The organism is Aquidulcibacter sp. (assembly GCF_049239865.1).
Lineage (GTDB): Bacteria > Pseudomonadota > Alphaproteobacteria > Caulobacterales > Aquidulcibacteraceae > Aquidulcibacter.
Genome location: NZ_JBMLTR010000219.1, coordinates 54,933 through 68,779 on the forward strand (window position 1 = coordinate 54,933; position 13,847 = coordinate 68,779).

12 protein-coding genes are annotated in these 13,847 nt (G+C 57.9%); all 12 read left to right on the forward strand.

The window, feature by feature from the left end; genetic code table 11:
- Positions 1–45 precede the first annotated feature (45 nt).
- The 12 genes from ccmE (at position 46) to ACOVRA_RS15825 (ending at position 13,841) form a co-directional block, all read left to right on the forward strand.
- Positions 46–564, forward strand: a complete 519-nt coding sequence (gene ccmE / locus ACOVRA_RS15770) for a cytochrome c maturation protein CcmE (protein WP_290802251.1) — start codon at positions 46–48, stop codon at positions 562–564.
- Positions 565–648: 84 nt separating this feature from the next.
- Positions 649–2,676, forward strand: coding sequence for a heme lyase CcmF/NrfE family subunit (locus ACOVRA_RS15775; RefSeq protein ID WP_290802254.1), 2,028 nt, complete (start codon positions 649–651; stop codon positions 2,674–2,676).
- Positions 2,673–3,155, forward strand: coding sequence for a cytochrome c-type biogenesis protein (locus tag ACOVRA_RS15780; protein ID WP_421721131.1), 483 nt, complete (start codon positions 2,673–2,675; stop codon positions 3,153–3,155). The genes ACOVRA_RS15775 and ACOVRA_RS15780 overlap by 4 nt, the downstream gene beginning before the upstream one ends.
- A gap of 150 nt (positions 3,156–3,305) precedes the next feature.
- Positions 3,306–4,916 (forward strand): Do family serine endopeptidase, encoded by a 1,611-nt coding sequence (locus tag ACOVRA_RS15785; protein ID WP_290802260.1) that lies wholly within the window; start codon positions 3,306–3,308, stop codon positions 4,914–4,916.
- 24 nt (positions 4,917–4,940) lie between these two features.
- Positions 4,941–5,612 (forward strand): response regulator transcription factor, encoded by a 672-nt coding sequence (locus ACOVRA_RS15790; protein ID WP_290802263.1) that lies wholly within the window; start codon positions 4,941–4,943, stop codon positions 5,610–5,612.
- Positions 5,613–5,617: 5 nt separating this feature from the next.
- Positions 5,618–7,075: a sensor histidine kinase gene (locus ACOVRA_RS15795; RefSeq protein WP_290802266.1), complete on the forward strand. Its 1,458-nt coding sequence runs from the start codon at positions 5,618–5,620 to the stop codon at positions 7,073–7,075.
- Complete coding sequence (locus ACOVRA_RS15800; protein ID WP_421721132.1) at positions 7,033–9,885, forward strand: bifunctional [glutamine synthetase] adenylyltransferase/[glutamine synthetase]-adenylyl-L-tyrosine phosphorylase; 2,853 nt, start codon at positions 7,033–7,035, stop codon at positions 9,883–9,885. The genes ACOVRA_RS15795 and ACOVRA_RS15800 overlap by 43 nt, the downstream gene beginning before the upstream one ends.
- 80 nt (positions 9,886–9,965) lie before the next feature.
- A complete protein-coding gene (locus ACOVRA_RS15805; protein WP_421721133.1) occupies positions 9,966–10,691 on the forward strand; it encodes an EF-hand domain-containing protein in 726 nt (241 codons plus the stop codon).
- 21 nt (positions 10,692–10,712) lie between these two features.
- The gene (locus ACOVRA_RS15810; protein WP_290802274.1) at positions 10,713–11,306 is read left to right on the forward strand and encodes a sigma-70 family RNA polymerase sigma factor; all 594 of its coding nucleotides are present in this window, start codon (positions 10,713–10,715) and stop codon (positions 11,304–11,306) included.
- Complete coding sequence (locus ACOVRA_RS15815; protein WP_421721134.1) at positions 11,303–11,605, forward strand: hypothetical protein; 303 nt, start codon at positions 11,303–11,305, stop codon at positions 11,603–11,605. Before ACOVRA_RS15810 ends, ACOVRA_RS15815 begins: the two co-directional genes overlap by 4 nt.
- Positions 11,606–11,711: 106 nt before the next feature.
- Positions 11,712–13,049, forward strand: coding sequence for a TldD/PmbA family protein (locus ACOVRA_RS15820; RefSeq protein ID WP_421721135.1), 1,338 nt, complete (start codon positions 11,712–11,714; stop codon positions 13,047–13,049).
- A 3-nt stretch (positions 13,050–13,052) separates the two neighbouring features.
- Complete coding sequence (locus tag ACOVRA_RS15825; protein WP_421721136.1) at positions 13,053–13,841, forward strand: inositol monophosphatase family protein; 789 nt, start codon at positions 13,053–13,055, stop codon at positions 13,839–13,841.
- Positions 13,842–13,847: the final 6 nt, after the last annotated feature.

A 13,847-nucleotide genomic window follows, 5' to 3' on the forward strand; every position in this document is an offset into this window, starting at 1 on the left:
TCTCGACGTGACGCAGTAGTTTAAGGGAAAGATCGAGTAAGAGCCATGCGCAGACGCGACCGCCGCCTTCTTCTGATTTCTGCAGCAGGGATTGTCCTGCTGGGCGCAACTGCGGTTGCCAGTGTCGCTCTGCGCCAAACGGCGTCTTTCTTTTACTCGCCAACCGATGCCCAAGCCAAACAACCTGAAGCTGGTACCCAAGCGCGCATCGGTGGTCTTGTCGCCAAGGGGACCGTCGTTCGCGGAGATAATGGCAAAGTCAATTTCGTTGTGACCGATATGAAGGCCGACGTGCGCGTTAGCTATCGCGGCGTATTGCCAGATTTGTTCCGTGAAGGCCAAGGTGTGGTCGCTGAGGGCAAATTCACCGCCCCCGATACGTTTGAGGCGCGCACCATTCTTGCGCGCCACGATGAAAACTATATGCCCAAGGAAGTGGCTGATGCCTTGAAGGCCTCTGGCCAATGGCGCGATGCACCTCTGCCTGTCAATCAAACCAGCAACCAATCCAATTTGGGCACGGGTGCCGGCATGTTGAACCCGACGCACACCGGGTCAAAATAAACGTGAATTCGACGGGCGTTAAATTCGTAGTTTCAGCAGCGTAAACAGGTTGAACCCATAGGCCTGCGAGGTACATAGTCGGGTATGATCGCAGAACTCGGACACTTCCTCATCTTCCTCGCTCTTTTCGCCAGCTTTGCCCAAGCGGCGACAGGTTTATGGGGCGGTCACGCCCGGGATGGCCGATTTGCCGCAATGGCCAAGGCGGCGTCTGATATCTCAATTGTTGCCATTGCTTTGGCTTTCTTCGCGCTAATGAGCGCATTCATCCGTTCTGACTTCTCGGTCCAGAATGTCGCGACCAACAGCCACACCCTGAAACCGATGCTCTACAAAATCGCAGGCACTTGGGGCAGCCACGAAGGCTCGATGGTGCTGTGGTGTTTGATCTCGGCGGGCTTTGGCTGGATGTTAGCGCATTTCTCCAAAGGATTGCGTTGGGATTTGCGGTCGCGCGCTGTCGGAGTCCAAGGCCTTTTGACCGCTGTGATGATGGCCTATCTGGCCTTTGCATCTAACCCATTTGTTCGCTTGGATCCCGCCCCCTTGCAAGGCGCAGGCCTCAACCCCCTACTTCAAGACCCCTCGCTCGCGGCCCATCCGCCCTTCTTGTATTTGGGCTATGTTGGTTCGTCCGTGGTCTTCTCCTTGGCCGTTGCCGCCTTGTTGGAGGGCCGTGTCGACGCGGCTTGGGCGCGATGGGTGCGGCCTTGGGCTCTGGCTTCTTGGACGTTCTTGACGATTGGGATCACGCTGGGCTCCTACTGGGCTTATTATGAGCTTGGCTGGGGCGGCTGGTGGTTCTGGGACCCTGTTGAAAATGCCAGCTTCATGCCGTGGCTTTTGGGGGCAGCGCTTTTGCATTCGGCAATCGTCACTGAAAAACGTGGCGGCCTTGCCAGTTGGACAGTGCTGCTGGCCATCCTTACCTTCTCGCTATCCTTATTGGGCACTTTCCTCGTTCGATCTGGCGTTCTGACTTCGGTTCACGCATTTGCGCTCGACCCAGAGCGCGGCTTCATCATCTTGATGATCCTCGCAGCCTTTACCGGTGGTGCGTTGACCTTGTTTGCTTGGCGCGGGCCAAGTTTAGGCTCTGACCGCGGCCTCTTTGCCCCGATTAGCCGGGAAGGGGCCTTGGTTTTAAACAATCTGTTCCTGACCGTCGCAACCGCGACCGTTTTGGTCGGCACGCTCTATCCGCTATTGGGCGAAGCCGTGTTCAAGCGCGCGCTATCCGTGGGCCCACCCTATTTCAACCTGACCTTCACGCCCCTCATGGCCTTGGTCCTTCTGGCTTTGCCAATTGCACCCTTTTTGGCTTGGAAGCGCGGAGACCTGATGGCCGTGTTGCAGCGCCTTTGGGTGGCTGCCGCTTTGACCGCGCTGGCCATCACCTTGAGCTGGGCTTTTATGGGCGGGAAAGCCTTGGCGGCAATCGGGATTGGTCTTGGGACCTGGCTCGTCTGCGGCTCGATTTCCGAAGTGCTTGACCGCGTCCGCTTTGGCAAATTGCCGGCAGCCCAAGTCTGGGCCCGTGTGAAAGGCCTTCAGCGTGCCGCGTGGGGCATGACGGTCGCGCATTTAGGCATGGGTGTATTTGTTCTGGGCGCGGTTTCTGAGACCGCATTCCGCGTTGAACATACCGCCTCACTAGGTCTTGGCGAGACGACGAGTTTTGCTGGCCGCACGGTAACCCTAAAAGCCGTCACGGCCGAAGAAGGCCCCAATTATTATGCTGACCGTGCGCAATTGATCGTCACGGATGGCAAACGTGAACTGACTTTGGCACCAGAGCGGCGCTTCTATCCCGCCGCGCGTATGCCCACCACAGAAGTGGCCTTGCGGTCATCTTTAGCTGGCGATGTCTATGCAGCATTGGGCGATCCTGCCGAGATCAATGGCCGCATGGCTTGGACGGTCCGAATGTATTGGAACCCGCTCGTGGTTGCCATTTTCGGCGGTGCTTTCTTGATGGCGTTGGGTGGGGCTATCAGCCTGACCGATCGTCGCTTGCGTATCGGCGCACCACAACCGGCCAAATCAAAGCGCGAAAGTGCCGGGGTAGCTCCGCCAACTGACCCTGCAAACGTTGGCGTGGCGGCGGAATGAAACGGCCGCTCCTAACCCTTTTCGCGATTGGCTGGCTGGTTCTGCTTGCTGTACCTGCTGGCGTGCAGGCAGTCGAAGCGCCCTTAACCGACCCCGCCTTGGAAGCCCGTGCCCAAAGCCTCGCTCGGGAAATCCGCTGCGTGGTGTGCGAGAATGAACCCGTTGCTCTGTCATCGGCTGAGATCGCCGTAGATATGCGCAAGGCCATTCGTGAGCGGATTGCGGCAGGCGATAGCGACGCCCAAGTTCGGCGTTTTTTTGCAGACCGCTATGGCGAGTTTGTGTTGCTGCGTCCCCGAATCGGGTTGGACACATTTGCCCTATGGGGCGCGCCCTTGGCCTTGCTGCTACTCGGCGGGCTTGGTCTTTTTATCGCCAGTCGACGCAGTCAAGCAGCAGCGGCTACGGCACCGTCTGTGGACGACGCACAGGCTCTGGCGGCCTTGAAAGAGTTTGAAAACAAGCCCGCCGCCGACTAAAGCTGCAATCTAACAGCATGTTCATCTGAGAATCTGCTTTATTACAACATTGTAATGTATTGGCCATGGTCTGGCCATCTTCGCCCTGTCATAGTGTATCCAACGAGCGGCTCGAATGGCGGGCTGTCGCACACTGCAGGATGAAGTTTCATGTCGTTGGATAAGCAAGGTGAAGATCAGACCACCCTTTCTGGCCCTGTAGCTCAGAAGGCCAAAGCACATCGCTTTTTGCGTCGTCCTGTCCTGACAGGGGCTGCGGCGCTGGCATTAGGTGTGGCGGCATTTGGTGCCGGTCAGATTTTGTCGCCGAGCCTGTCCACTGCCCAACAAATCAAAACTGAAGCGCCAAAGGCTGCTGCGATGCTGCCCGGCTTTGCCGATCTGGTTGAGCGTGTATCGCCTGCCGTGGTGTCGCTGGAGGTCGTCGCCGTCGCTGCTGAGGAAGGGCCGTCGGCAGATGATTTGGAAGGTATGCCGCCGCAATGGCGTCGTTTCTTCGAGCAAATGCCAAACCAGCGCGGCAATCAGGCCCGCCCGCGTGAGCAACGTGGCGGCGGCTCTGGCTTCTTCATCACCTCGACTGGCTATATCGTCACCAATAATCACGTGGTCGAAAAGGCTAAGGAAATCACCGCTACCTTGAAAGATGGCCGCGAGTTGAAGGCTACTGTTGTGGGCCGCGATGAGCGCACCGACTTAGCCGTGTTGAAAGTCGAAGGCGGTAGCTTCCCTTATGTGCAATTTGCTCCAGAAGCCCGTGTCCGCGTGGGTGATTGGGTCGTTGCGATTGGTAACCCATTTGGTTTGGGCGGCACAGCAACCGCTGGGATCGTCTCGGCCTTGGGTCGCGACATCCGCGGTGAAGGCAATATTGCCGACTTCATTCAGATTGATGCTCCAATCAACCCCGGCAATTCGGGCGGTCCAACTTTTGACATGAGTGGCCGCGTGATCGGTGTGAATACGGCGATTTTCTCCCGTTCAGGCGGTAATGTCGGCATTGGCTTTGCCATTCCGGCTTCCTTGGCAGATCGAACAACCAAGCAAATCATTGAGCAAGGTAAAGTCACTTATGGTTGGCTTGGCGTTTTGATCCAAGATGTCAGCCGCGAAATGGCTGACAGCTTCGGCCTCGGCAGCGATGTTAAAGGCGCTTTGATCGCCAATGTCACGCCCGGCGCGCCAGCGGCGAAGGCCGGCTTGAAGCGCGGCGATGTCGTGCTGGCGTTTAACGGTCAGAAGATTGAAGGATCGGCTGATCTAACGCGCCGCGTTGGTCAGACACGCGTGGGTGAGGTTGTGCGCTTGGATGTCGTTGGCGCCAAAGGGGTCCGGCGCACCGTGCCAGTCACCATCACGGCGCGTCCCACCGAACAGCAATTGACTCAGGCCGATCCAGTGCCGGGCGCTGATGCTGCTCAGCCAGCAAGTGCTGCGGATAATGCCTTGGGCTTGAGTGTTGGGCCATTGTCGGCACAAGCTCGCACCCGCCTGCGCCTTCCTGCCAATGAAGCTGGTGTGCTGATTTTGGAAGTTGATCCAGACTCTCGCGCCGCAGAGCGAGGCATTCGCGCAGGCGATGCGATTTTGACGGCTAATGATCAAGAAGTTCGCTCCGCTGAAGAGTTGGATGCGGCCATCGAAGCGGCTCGTGCCGCTGGTCGCTCTTTCATCGGGCTGTTTGTACAAAGCCAAAGTGGTGGTGGCGGGTTTGTGCCTCTGCCCTTGGAAGCCGCGTCCAAGCCTGAGCCGAAGAAGTAATTAGCGCCATCAGGGGGGAATCCGATGCGTGTTCTCATTGTTGAAGATGCTGGAGAGACCGCACTCTACATGCGGCGTGCTCTGGAAGAAGCTGGCCATGTGGTTGATTTGGCCGCAGACGGACCGACTGGCGAGATGATGGCGCGCGGCGGGGCATTTGATGTTCTGGTGTTCGACCGCATGTTGCCAAAGAAAGACGGCCTCAGTGTCGTGACAGATTTGCGTACGGCGGGGATTGCTACGCCCGTGTTGTTCTTGTCGGCTTTAGGCGATGTGGAGCATCGGGTCGAAGGTCTTAAAGCCGGTGGCGATGATTATCTGGCCAAGCCCTATGCCGCCAGTGAACTGATCGCCCGGGTTGAGGCGTTAGGCCGTCGGCATGAAGGCGGAGCGCCCTCAACCCACTTGAAAGTTGGCGAGTTGGAGATGGATTTGCTGGCCCGTGTCGTCCGTCGCGAAGGTCGGAAGATCGACATTCAGCCGCGTGAATTCCGACTCCTCGAATATCTGATGCGCAATGCCAATCAGGTGGTGACCCGTACGATGTTGTTGGAGAAAGTGTGGGACTATCATTTTGATCCGCAGACCAATGTAATCGACGTCCATGTCTCGCGCTTGCGGTCCAAGATTGATCGTGAGTTCGATAAACCCATGCTGCACACGGTGCGTGGTGCCGGGTATCGGCTCGAAGCCTAGAGCCGATGATCAAAAAAATGCTCTTGCCATTGCGGTCGCTGATGCGCACCACGACGTTTCGCGTCGCCATGGCATTTGCAGGTCTATTTGCAGGTTTTGCGATCCTACTGCTGGGCTTCCTCTATGCCACGACCGTCGGTCGACTTGGCCTAGAGGCAGACCGGTTTGCGCGTCAAGAACTCTCCGAACTAGCGGATATCTGGCAACGCCAGAATATTGATGGCTTGAATATGGAAGTGATTCAACGCGCTGCCCGCGCCAGTGACTCGCTCTATGTGCTGGTCCAACCCGACGGCAAGGTCCTGTCCGGGAATATTGATGGCGCGCCGCTAGATTTGTCGCAGATCGACAAACCCGATCCAAACAGCACGCTTCAGCCAGAGCGTGCGGTATCGTCTGGCTTTAGTTATGAGCGGCCGGATCTGGAGACCGGCAAGATAGAGCGTCGACGGGCGCGAGGCTTGTTCTTGGCTGGGCCCGACGGGTTCGGCCTGTTTGTTGCCCGCGACTTGGGCCCTGGTGTTCAGATTGCAGACCATGTGGCGCGCGTCATTTGGATGGGCGGGGCAGGGGTGTTGGCCTTTGCCTTGGTCGGTGGCTTTTTGGCTGCACGCCAAGCAGCGGGACGGGTTGATGAACTCACTCGCACCGCGCGTGCCGTCATGGCCGGAGACCTCAAGCGTCGCGCAGCTGTGCGCACCATCAGACCCGGCGATGGCGATGAGTTTGACGATTTAACCGAAGACCTCAATGCGATGTTGGAGCGGATTGACCGTTTGGTCGCTGCCGCGCGCACGACGGGGGATTCCATTGCGCATGACTTGCGCTCTCCCCTCACACGATTGCGCGCGCGCCTAGAAGGAGCTGCAGCTAAGGCGCAGTCGACGGAAGACTTGCGTGACGCGATTGAAGATGCCTTGATCCAATTGGACGGCGTGGTAGCAACCTTTAATGCCGTGCTGCGTTTGTCTCGCCTCGAAGCGGGTGAAGGCGGCAAGCTGGAACCTTTGGACGTCAGTCTCCTGCTTGGCCAATTGGCCGATCTGTTTGAGCCCGTGATTGAAGAGGCGGGCTTGGTATTCACAGCCGAGATTGAGCCTGAACTCATAATCATGGCGGACCGATCTCTCTTGGCCCAATCCATCTCCAATCTCTTGGATAATGCGGTCAAATACACCAGCGAAGGCGAGGTGCGCCTGTCGGCCAAGCGCCTACCCGCCAACCAAATGTCCATCAGCGTGAGTGACAGCGGCAGTGGTATCCCCGTGGACCAGCGCGACCATGTGCTGGAGCGGTTTGTGCGCTTGGATAGCGCACGTTCCCTGCCAGGTTCTGGCATTGGCCTATCACTGGCCGTAGCGATTGCAGAGCTACATGGTGGCCGCCTGACCTTGGCCGACGGCCTGCCGCGCGGTGCTGATTGCGGTTTAGAGGCGCGGCTTATCCTGCCGCTGAAAGCCTGATGGTCGCGGTCCAGTCCTTAGGCTCTATGATAGACGCCTTAGAGGCGGCACGCTTTGTTGCCCCTTATCTTGATCGTTTAAGCCAAAGGCGGCCAGAAGCAGCCAGCACCATCTTATCTGGGCAGGTGTCTGAGGTGCTAGCCGACAGTCTGCTGGCGGCTCGAAAAGCTACTGAGCTTGGCGTCCCCGAAGCCATGGCGGTCTTGCGTCAAGCCAAAGCCGATACACATCTCGCCTGCGCCCTTGGCGACTTAAGCGGGCGTTTGGAATTGGGCGATGTGACCGTAGCCTTGTCCAATCTGGCTGACCAAGCCACGCAATCGGCCATGATCTTGGCAAGTCGGGCGGCGGCCAGTCGCGATTCTTCAAGCTTTCTGGTGCCAGATCGGGTGCCGGGACTTTTCATCATTGCTATGGGCAAGCACGGCGCGCACGAGCTCAATTATTCCAGTGACATTGATCTAGCTGCCTTCTTTGATCGCGATGCATTCCGGCTAGAGGATCAGGATGGGGCCAGCGGCGTCTGCGTGCGCCATGTCCAAGCCGTTTCGCGCATCTTGGAAGAGGTCACACCTGAGGGTTATGTGTTCCGCGTTGATTGGCGTCTTCGCCCCGACCCTGCCTCAACCCCGGTCGCGGTGTCGTTGCGCGCAGCAGAAGCCTATTATGAAAGCGTCGGACAGAATTGGGAGCGGGCTGCCTTTATCAAGGCGCGCGCCATTGGCGGGGATTTTGCGGCTGCTAACAGCCTGTTGAAGCATTTGCTACCCTTCATTTGGCGCAAGAATTTGGACTTCGCCGCGATTGACGATGTGCAATCCATTCTACGCCAGATCCATGCGGTGCGTCGTTCTACCGATTTGGATGATCCGGCGTTTGATGTGAAACTGGGTCGCGGCGGCATCCGCGAGATCGAGTTTTTTGCCCAGACCCAACAGCTCATTTTAGGCGGGCGAGACACCACTTTGCGTGTGCGCGGCACCTTGCAGGCTCTCGATGCATTGGTAGCGGCAGGTCGGATTGATGCCGCTGCCCGCGATGACTTGGCGCAGGGCTATCGCTTCTTACGCGCGATCGAGCACCGCATCCAAATGCTCGATGATGAGCAGACCCATAAGCTACCAGCCGATCCAAATCGGCGCGCCCGCGTTGCGGCTTTGTCTGGTCATCAAGACTTAGCCGCCCTTGATCGAGATGTTAAAGCTTGCCGCGAAATGGTGCGTACCCGCGTGCGTGAATTGTTTCCCGATAGCAAGCCACTTTCCAGCCCGCTAGGATCTCTGGTCTTTACCGGCGTGGAAGATGACCCCGAGACGATTGAAACCATCGCCTCTCTTGGATTTACCGGGCCCAGCCAAATCGCTCGCACCATTCGCGCCTGGCACCATGGCCATATCCCTGCTACCCGGACGGCGCGGGCCCGCGAACTTCTGACCGCACTGACTCCGGACTTATTGCAGGCCATTGCCGCAACCGGGGAAGCCGATACCGGATTTGTGCGGTTTCAAGACTTCTTTGCCGCTTTGCCAGCCGGTGTGCAGGTCCTGTCCTTATTCAAGGCGGAACCACTCATCCTCAAGGAGACCTGCGCGACTTTGGCTTTAGCACCGCGCTTGGGAGCGGTTCTGGCCCAACGCCCAGCCATTTTAGATGCCATGCTATCGCCGCGCTTCACGGCGCCTTTATCCTTAGATGAACCACAAACCCGGCTGGAGGTGCTGCGCGCCGGGATGGCCCAAGCCCAGGGTTTTGAAGAAAGTCTCGATGCGGTGCGACGTGCCCACCGAGAAGAAATGTTCCGCATCGGTTTTCAGGTGTTGCACGGACGAGCCAAGGCCGATGAGGCGGGGATCGCCTATTCAAATCTTGCCGAAGCGAGCATTTCTGCGCTCCTGCCCGTGGCGCATGAAGCCATGAAGGAGGCGCACGGCCTTATTCCAGGCCGTGTGGCGGTGTGTGCTTGGGGGAAGCTGGGCGGTCAGGAATTGGCGGCGGACTCTGATCTCGACTTGATGATCGTCTATGATGTGGCTGATACGGACTGTGAGTCTGACGGTAAGCGACCGATCAGTGGCGAACAATGGCATTCCCGCCTGACTCAGCGTTTGGTTTCGGCGCTGTCCGTCCAAACAGCCGAAGGCAGTCTCTACGAAGTCGATATGCAACTGCGACCTTCTGGTCGGGCAGGGCCTGTGGCGGTGCGTTTGTCAGCCTTGGAGCGCTATTATGACAGCCAAGCTTGGACGTGGGAGTTTCAGGCGCTAACCCGCCTGCGCCCGGTTGCAGGGGATGCCAGCCTGATGACTGAGATCGCTGACCTCGCGCAAAAAGTGCTGCAGAAGCCGCGTTCAAACGAGGCTTTGGCCAGCGAAATTGCCGCCATGCGGGAGAAAATGGTGGCTGCCCATCCTGTACGCGGCGGTTGGGATGTGAAGCGCCAGCGCGGTGGACTGATCGATCTGGAGTTCTTCGCGCAATATCATCAATTACTGGCAGCCAGTTCCGGCAAACCCATCATCCACGCCAATACGATCGAAGCCATTCAAGCCCTCGCCAATTATGGGTTTCTGGAACTCGAGGAGGCAGGGCGCTTGATACAAGCAGGCTCAGTCCTCCAGAATGTGCGTCAACTTCTCGCCGTAGCAGCAGGGTCTGACTTTGAGCCAGGCCGGGCGGCAGCGGGGCTAAAGCAAGCGGTAGCCCGCTGTCTTGATGCGCCAGACTTCAACACGGCCATTGCGATGTATGACGATGCGCGTGCTCTAATCCGGCACCACTTTAATCAGATTGCAGGTGTTCCGACGGAATAGTCGTTCTCCGACGTTTTAAAGGCAGATCACCAATAAGCTCGGCCTTCTCCCCAAGGTCGGCTGCACCAAGGAGCCCGATCATGCGTTTGAAGACTTTTCTAGCCACCGCCGGTTTTATGATGCTGGCTAGCCCCGTATTGGCACAGCAAGGCCCACCGCCACCCCCAGGCGAAGGTCCCGGTTTCTTTGAACGTGCTGACCTGAACAAGGATGGGGCGATTACCATGGACGAAGTGCGCACCGCACGCACAGCCATGTTCGATCGGGCTGATAAGAACAAAGATGGCTTTGTCACCGAAGAAGAAATGCGCGCTGCCCGCCCACCGCGTCCAGATGGCATGCAGGGCCGCCCGCCGCGTGAACCGCGCGAAGGCCGTGACCTGATGACCTTGGCTGACGCCAATAAGGATGGAGCAGTTACGCGCGCTGAATTTGACGCCGCGATGGCCGCCCGCGCACAAGAGAAGCAAGCGATGATGCAGCAGCGCTCAGCTGAGATGTTTACCCGCCTCGATGCCAATAAGGACGGTCGTGTCACGCGCGACGAGTTGGACGCCATGCGCGGCAAAATGGGTGACCGCATGAAGGATCGTCGCGATGGGCCACCGCCGCCACCACCGCTTGGGACCTTTGATACCAATAAGGACGGCAAGATCAGCCGGGATGAATGGGTGTCGCGTCCTGACCCGATGTTTGAGCGCGCCGACGCCAACAAGGATGGTCGCCTGACCCGTGAAGAGGCTGCTGCTGCTGCCCGTCAAGGCCGCGAAGGTGGCCCACGTCGCGGTCCCGGTCGTCCTTGGTAAATCGGAATAGGGTCGCATCGCGTGTCAAACCCCCTCGTCTTTGATCCTCTGGCGGGTCTGATCGCCAAAGCAGGCCGCGGTGATCGTGCCGCGGCTGCTGACTTGGTCAAGGCTGTCTCGCCGAAGCTGTGGCGGGTCAGCTGGCGTCTCTTGCGGGACGCTGCCGAGGCAGAGGATGTGACTCAAGAAGCCCTGATCCGCTTGTGGAAGGTGCTGCCAACTTGGCAGACTGGCCGGGCAAGGGTGGAGACTTGGTTGCATCAAGTGACCACCAATCTCTGCTTCGACCGACTACGTAAAGCTGGGCGCTTTGTTGATGAAGACCAAGCGCCAGAGCCTCTCGATCCAGGGCCAATGCCCGACACAAGATTGCATCAATCTGCCCTACGGGACAGCGTTGATGCGGCTCTAGCCAGTTTACCCGACCGCCAACGGGCCGCCATTGTCCTCACCCATTATGAGGAATTGGCCGCCAAAGATGTGGGCGAAGTTTTAGGCATTAGTGTCGATGCCGTAGAATCCCTCTTGGCCCGGGGCCGGCGCGCCTTGCGTCTTGCCCTTGCGCCTGAGAAGGCCGATTTGTTACAAGCGTCCGTGGAAGGACATGCAGCATGAGTATCATCGATCATCACCCGCTGAATAAGGCTCTGGCTGACGTGCTCAATCATGCGAGTCCGGTGCCTGAAATGCCTGCCGCCCGTATCGAAGCGGCTGCGATGGCTGCCTTTGGCGCGCAGACGGCTCCGCGCCATGCGTGGGTGAAAACCTTTGGTGCTTTGGCCGCAAGCTTGGTTCTCGGTGTCGGTGGCTTTGTCTATTACCAGTCTTGGCAGACCGAACAGAAAGCGCTGACGGCAGATGCGGATGCTTTTGCAGAGCAGTTATTGAGTACAGATATCGACTCTGCACTTTAACGCTCACAAGCAGCCGCATTGGGCGGCTCTTTTCTAAAATGGTCGAACTGAAGCTTTTGTGCGCAATTGACTTCGCATCGAGTCAAACCCGCTTTAGAAGAAGCGCATGAGCTCAAATCTTGATGCAGCCGTTGACCGGCTCCTGTCCCGCGCAAAATCCTTAGGTGCTGAAGCGGCTGATGCGGCCTGTGTTGACCGCAAGAGTCTGTCTGTGTCGGTTCGGCTGGGCAATTTGGAATCCGTCGAAAGCGAAGAGAGCCGTTCTGCGGGCTTACGCGTCTTAATCGGCAAGAAACAAGCTGGTGCCTCCACTTCCGATTTCAGCATCGCTGCCTTGGATGCCTTGGCAGAGCGAGTCGTCGCCATGGCGAAAGCGGCCGCTGAGGATCCTTGGTGTGGCCTACCAGATGCGGCCGAACTTGCCACAAACATTGTGGACCTTGAACTCTGGGATGAGACCGAAGCCGATATTGCCGATCTAGAGGCCCGCGCCTTAGAAAGCGAAGCCGCTGCTTTAGGCCTTACAGGCATCACCAATTCGGGGGGCTCTGGGGCTGAATGGGGCGCAAGTCAAGTCGTGTATGGGGCCAGCAATGGCTTCCGTGGCGGCTATCGGGGAACGTCCTGGGGGCTAGGTCTTTCTGCCATTGCAGAGCGTGGTGATCATAAGGAGCGGGATTGGGATAGTGATTCCAGCCGCTTTCTGAGCGACTTGAAGGCATCTGCCATTATCGGCCGCAACGCTGGAGAGCGCACCTTGGCGCGTCTGGGCGCTACCAAGCTTGAAAGCTGTGTGGCGCCGGTTATCTTCGAAAATCGCGTGGCAAGCCGTCTCATTGGCTTCTTTTTAGGGGCAATCTCGGGGGCTTCGATCGCACGCGGGGTGTCTTTCCTGCGCGACAAGCTAGGCCAACAAGTTTTTGCCCCAAATATTCGCATCACGGACGACCCCCTGAAGAAGGGTGGTTGGGCATCCCACCCGTTTGACGGCGAAGGTTTGCCGGTTGCCGCGCGCGATTTGGTGAGCGATGGCGTGTTGCAGACTTGGTTGCTCAATACGTCCAGCGCCAAACAATTGGGCCTGAAGTCAACCGGCCATGCCAGTATGAACCCTGGTGGTGCACCCGGCATTGGCTCGAGCAATGTGACCGTGATGCCGGGGCAACATGATCTTGCAGGATTACAGGCGCAAGCAGGTACTGGCCTATTGGTCATCGAGACCCTGTCGCCCAGTTTTAATCCAAACACCGGGGATTATTCTGTTGGTGTTTCGGGCCTCTGGTTTGAGAACGGGAAGATTGTTCGCCCCGTTAACGAAATCACGGTGGCGGGCAATATGCTCGATATGTATAGCAAGCTCATCCCCGGCAATGATTATGATGGTCGCGCTTCGCTTCAATGCCCCAGCCTGCTCATCCCCGCTATGACAATTGCGGGGGCATAGGGCATGAATCTGGCGGCTGATCTGGCGCTTGCATTGGAGGCCGCCACAGAGGCAGGGGCCGTTGCGATGCGCTATTTCGGCACGCAGATGGATGTGCGCGACAAGTCTCCCAATAATCCCGTCAGTGACGCGGATTTGGCGATAGATGCCTTGCTGAAAGAGCGCTTATTGGCCAAGCGCCCGGATTATGGTTGGCTGTCTGAAGAAACCGTCGACGATCAATCGCGCCAATCGGCACGCTTCTGCTGGGTGGTGGACCCAATTGATGGCACACGTGCCTTTATCAAAGCTAAGCCTCATTTTACCATCTGTATTGGCTTGTTGGCCGATAGTCAGCCCGTTTTAGGGGTGGTGTTTAATCCAGCTACGGGCGAGATGTTTGACGCATTTCAAGGAGGTGGCGCACGTCTGAATGGGGTGGCGATCCAGCCCAGTAAGGTCGATCAGCTGGAAGGCTGTGCCATGCTGGGCGATCCCGGCATGTTCCGCCATCCGGCTTGGCCAACGCCTTGGCCCGAGATGGATGTCGTCTCTCGCAATTCGATTGCTTATCGGATGTGTCTGGTTGCAGCCGGCCATTATGATGGTGCCATTGCCCTTTCAGCCAAGAGCGACTGGGATTTGGCGGCCGCCCATGTAATCGTGGATGAGGCAGGCGCGCTGGCGACGACGCATGAAGGTGCAGCCTTTGTTTACAATCAGCTTGTACCGCTTCAGAAAAGTTTGGTGGTTGCGGGCAAGCCCCTCCATCCCTTACTCATTGAACGCGTCCACCATGTAAAACTGTCGTGAGGAACG

Coding starts and splice junctions, on each gene's coding strand:
- ACOVRA_RS15820 (WP_421721135.1), top strand. CDS start 11,712: ATGAGCTCAAATCTTGATGCAGCCGTTGACCGGCTCCTGTCCCGCGCA.
- ACOVRA_RS15775 (WP_290802254.1), top strand. CDS start 649: ATGATCGCAGAACTCGGACACTTCCTCATCTTCCTCGCTCTTTTCGCC.
- ACOVRA_RS15805 (WP_421721133.1), top strand. CDS start 9,966: ATGCGTTTGAAGACTTTTCTAGCCACCGCCGGTTTTATGATGCTGGCT.
- ACOVRA_RS15785 (WP_290802260.1), top strand. CDS start 3,306: ATGTCGTTGGATAAGCAAGGTGAAGATCAGACCACCCTTTCTGGCCCT.
- ACOVRA_RS15815 (WP_421721134.1), top strand. CDS start 11,303: ATGAGTATCATCGATCATCACCCGCTGAATAAGGCTCTGGCTGACGTG.
- ACOVRA_RS15790 (WP_290802263.1), top strand. CDS start 4,941: ATGCGTGTTCTCATTGTTGAAGATGCTGGAGAGACCGCACTCTACATG.
- ccmE (WP_290802251.1), top strand. CDS start 46: ATGCGCAGACGCGACCGCCGCCTTCTTCTGATTTCTGCAGCAGGGATT.
- ACOVRA_RS15780 (WP_421721131.1), top strand. CDS start 2,673: ATGAAACGGCCGCTCCTAACCCTTTTCGCGATTGGCTGGCTGGTTCTG.
- ACOVRA_RS15795 (WP_290802266.1), top strand. CDS start 5,618: ATGATCAAAAAAATGCTCTTGCCATTGCGGTCGCTGATGCGCACCACG.
- ACOVRA_RS15825 (WP_421721136.1), top strand. CDS start 13,053: ATGAATCTGGCGGCTGATCTGGCGCTTGCATTGGAGGCCGCCACAGAG.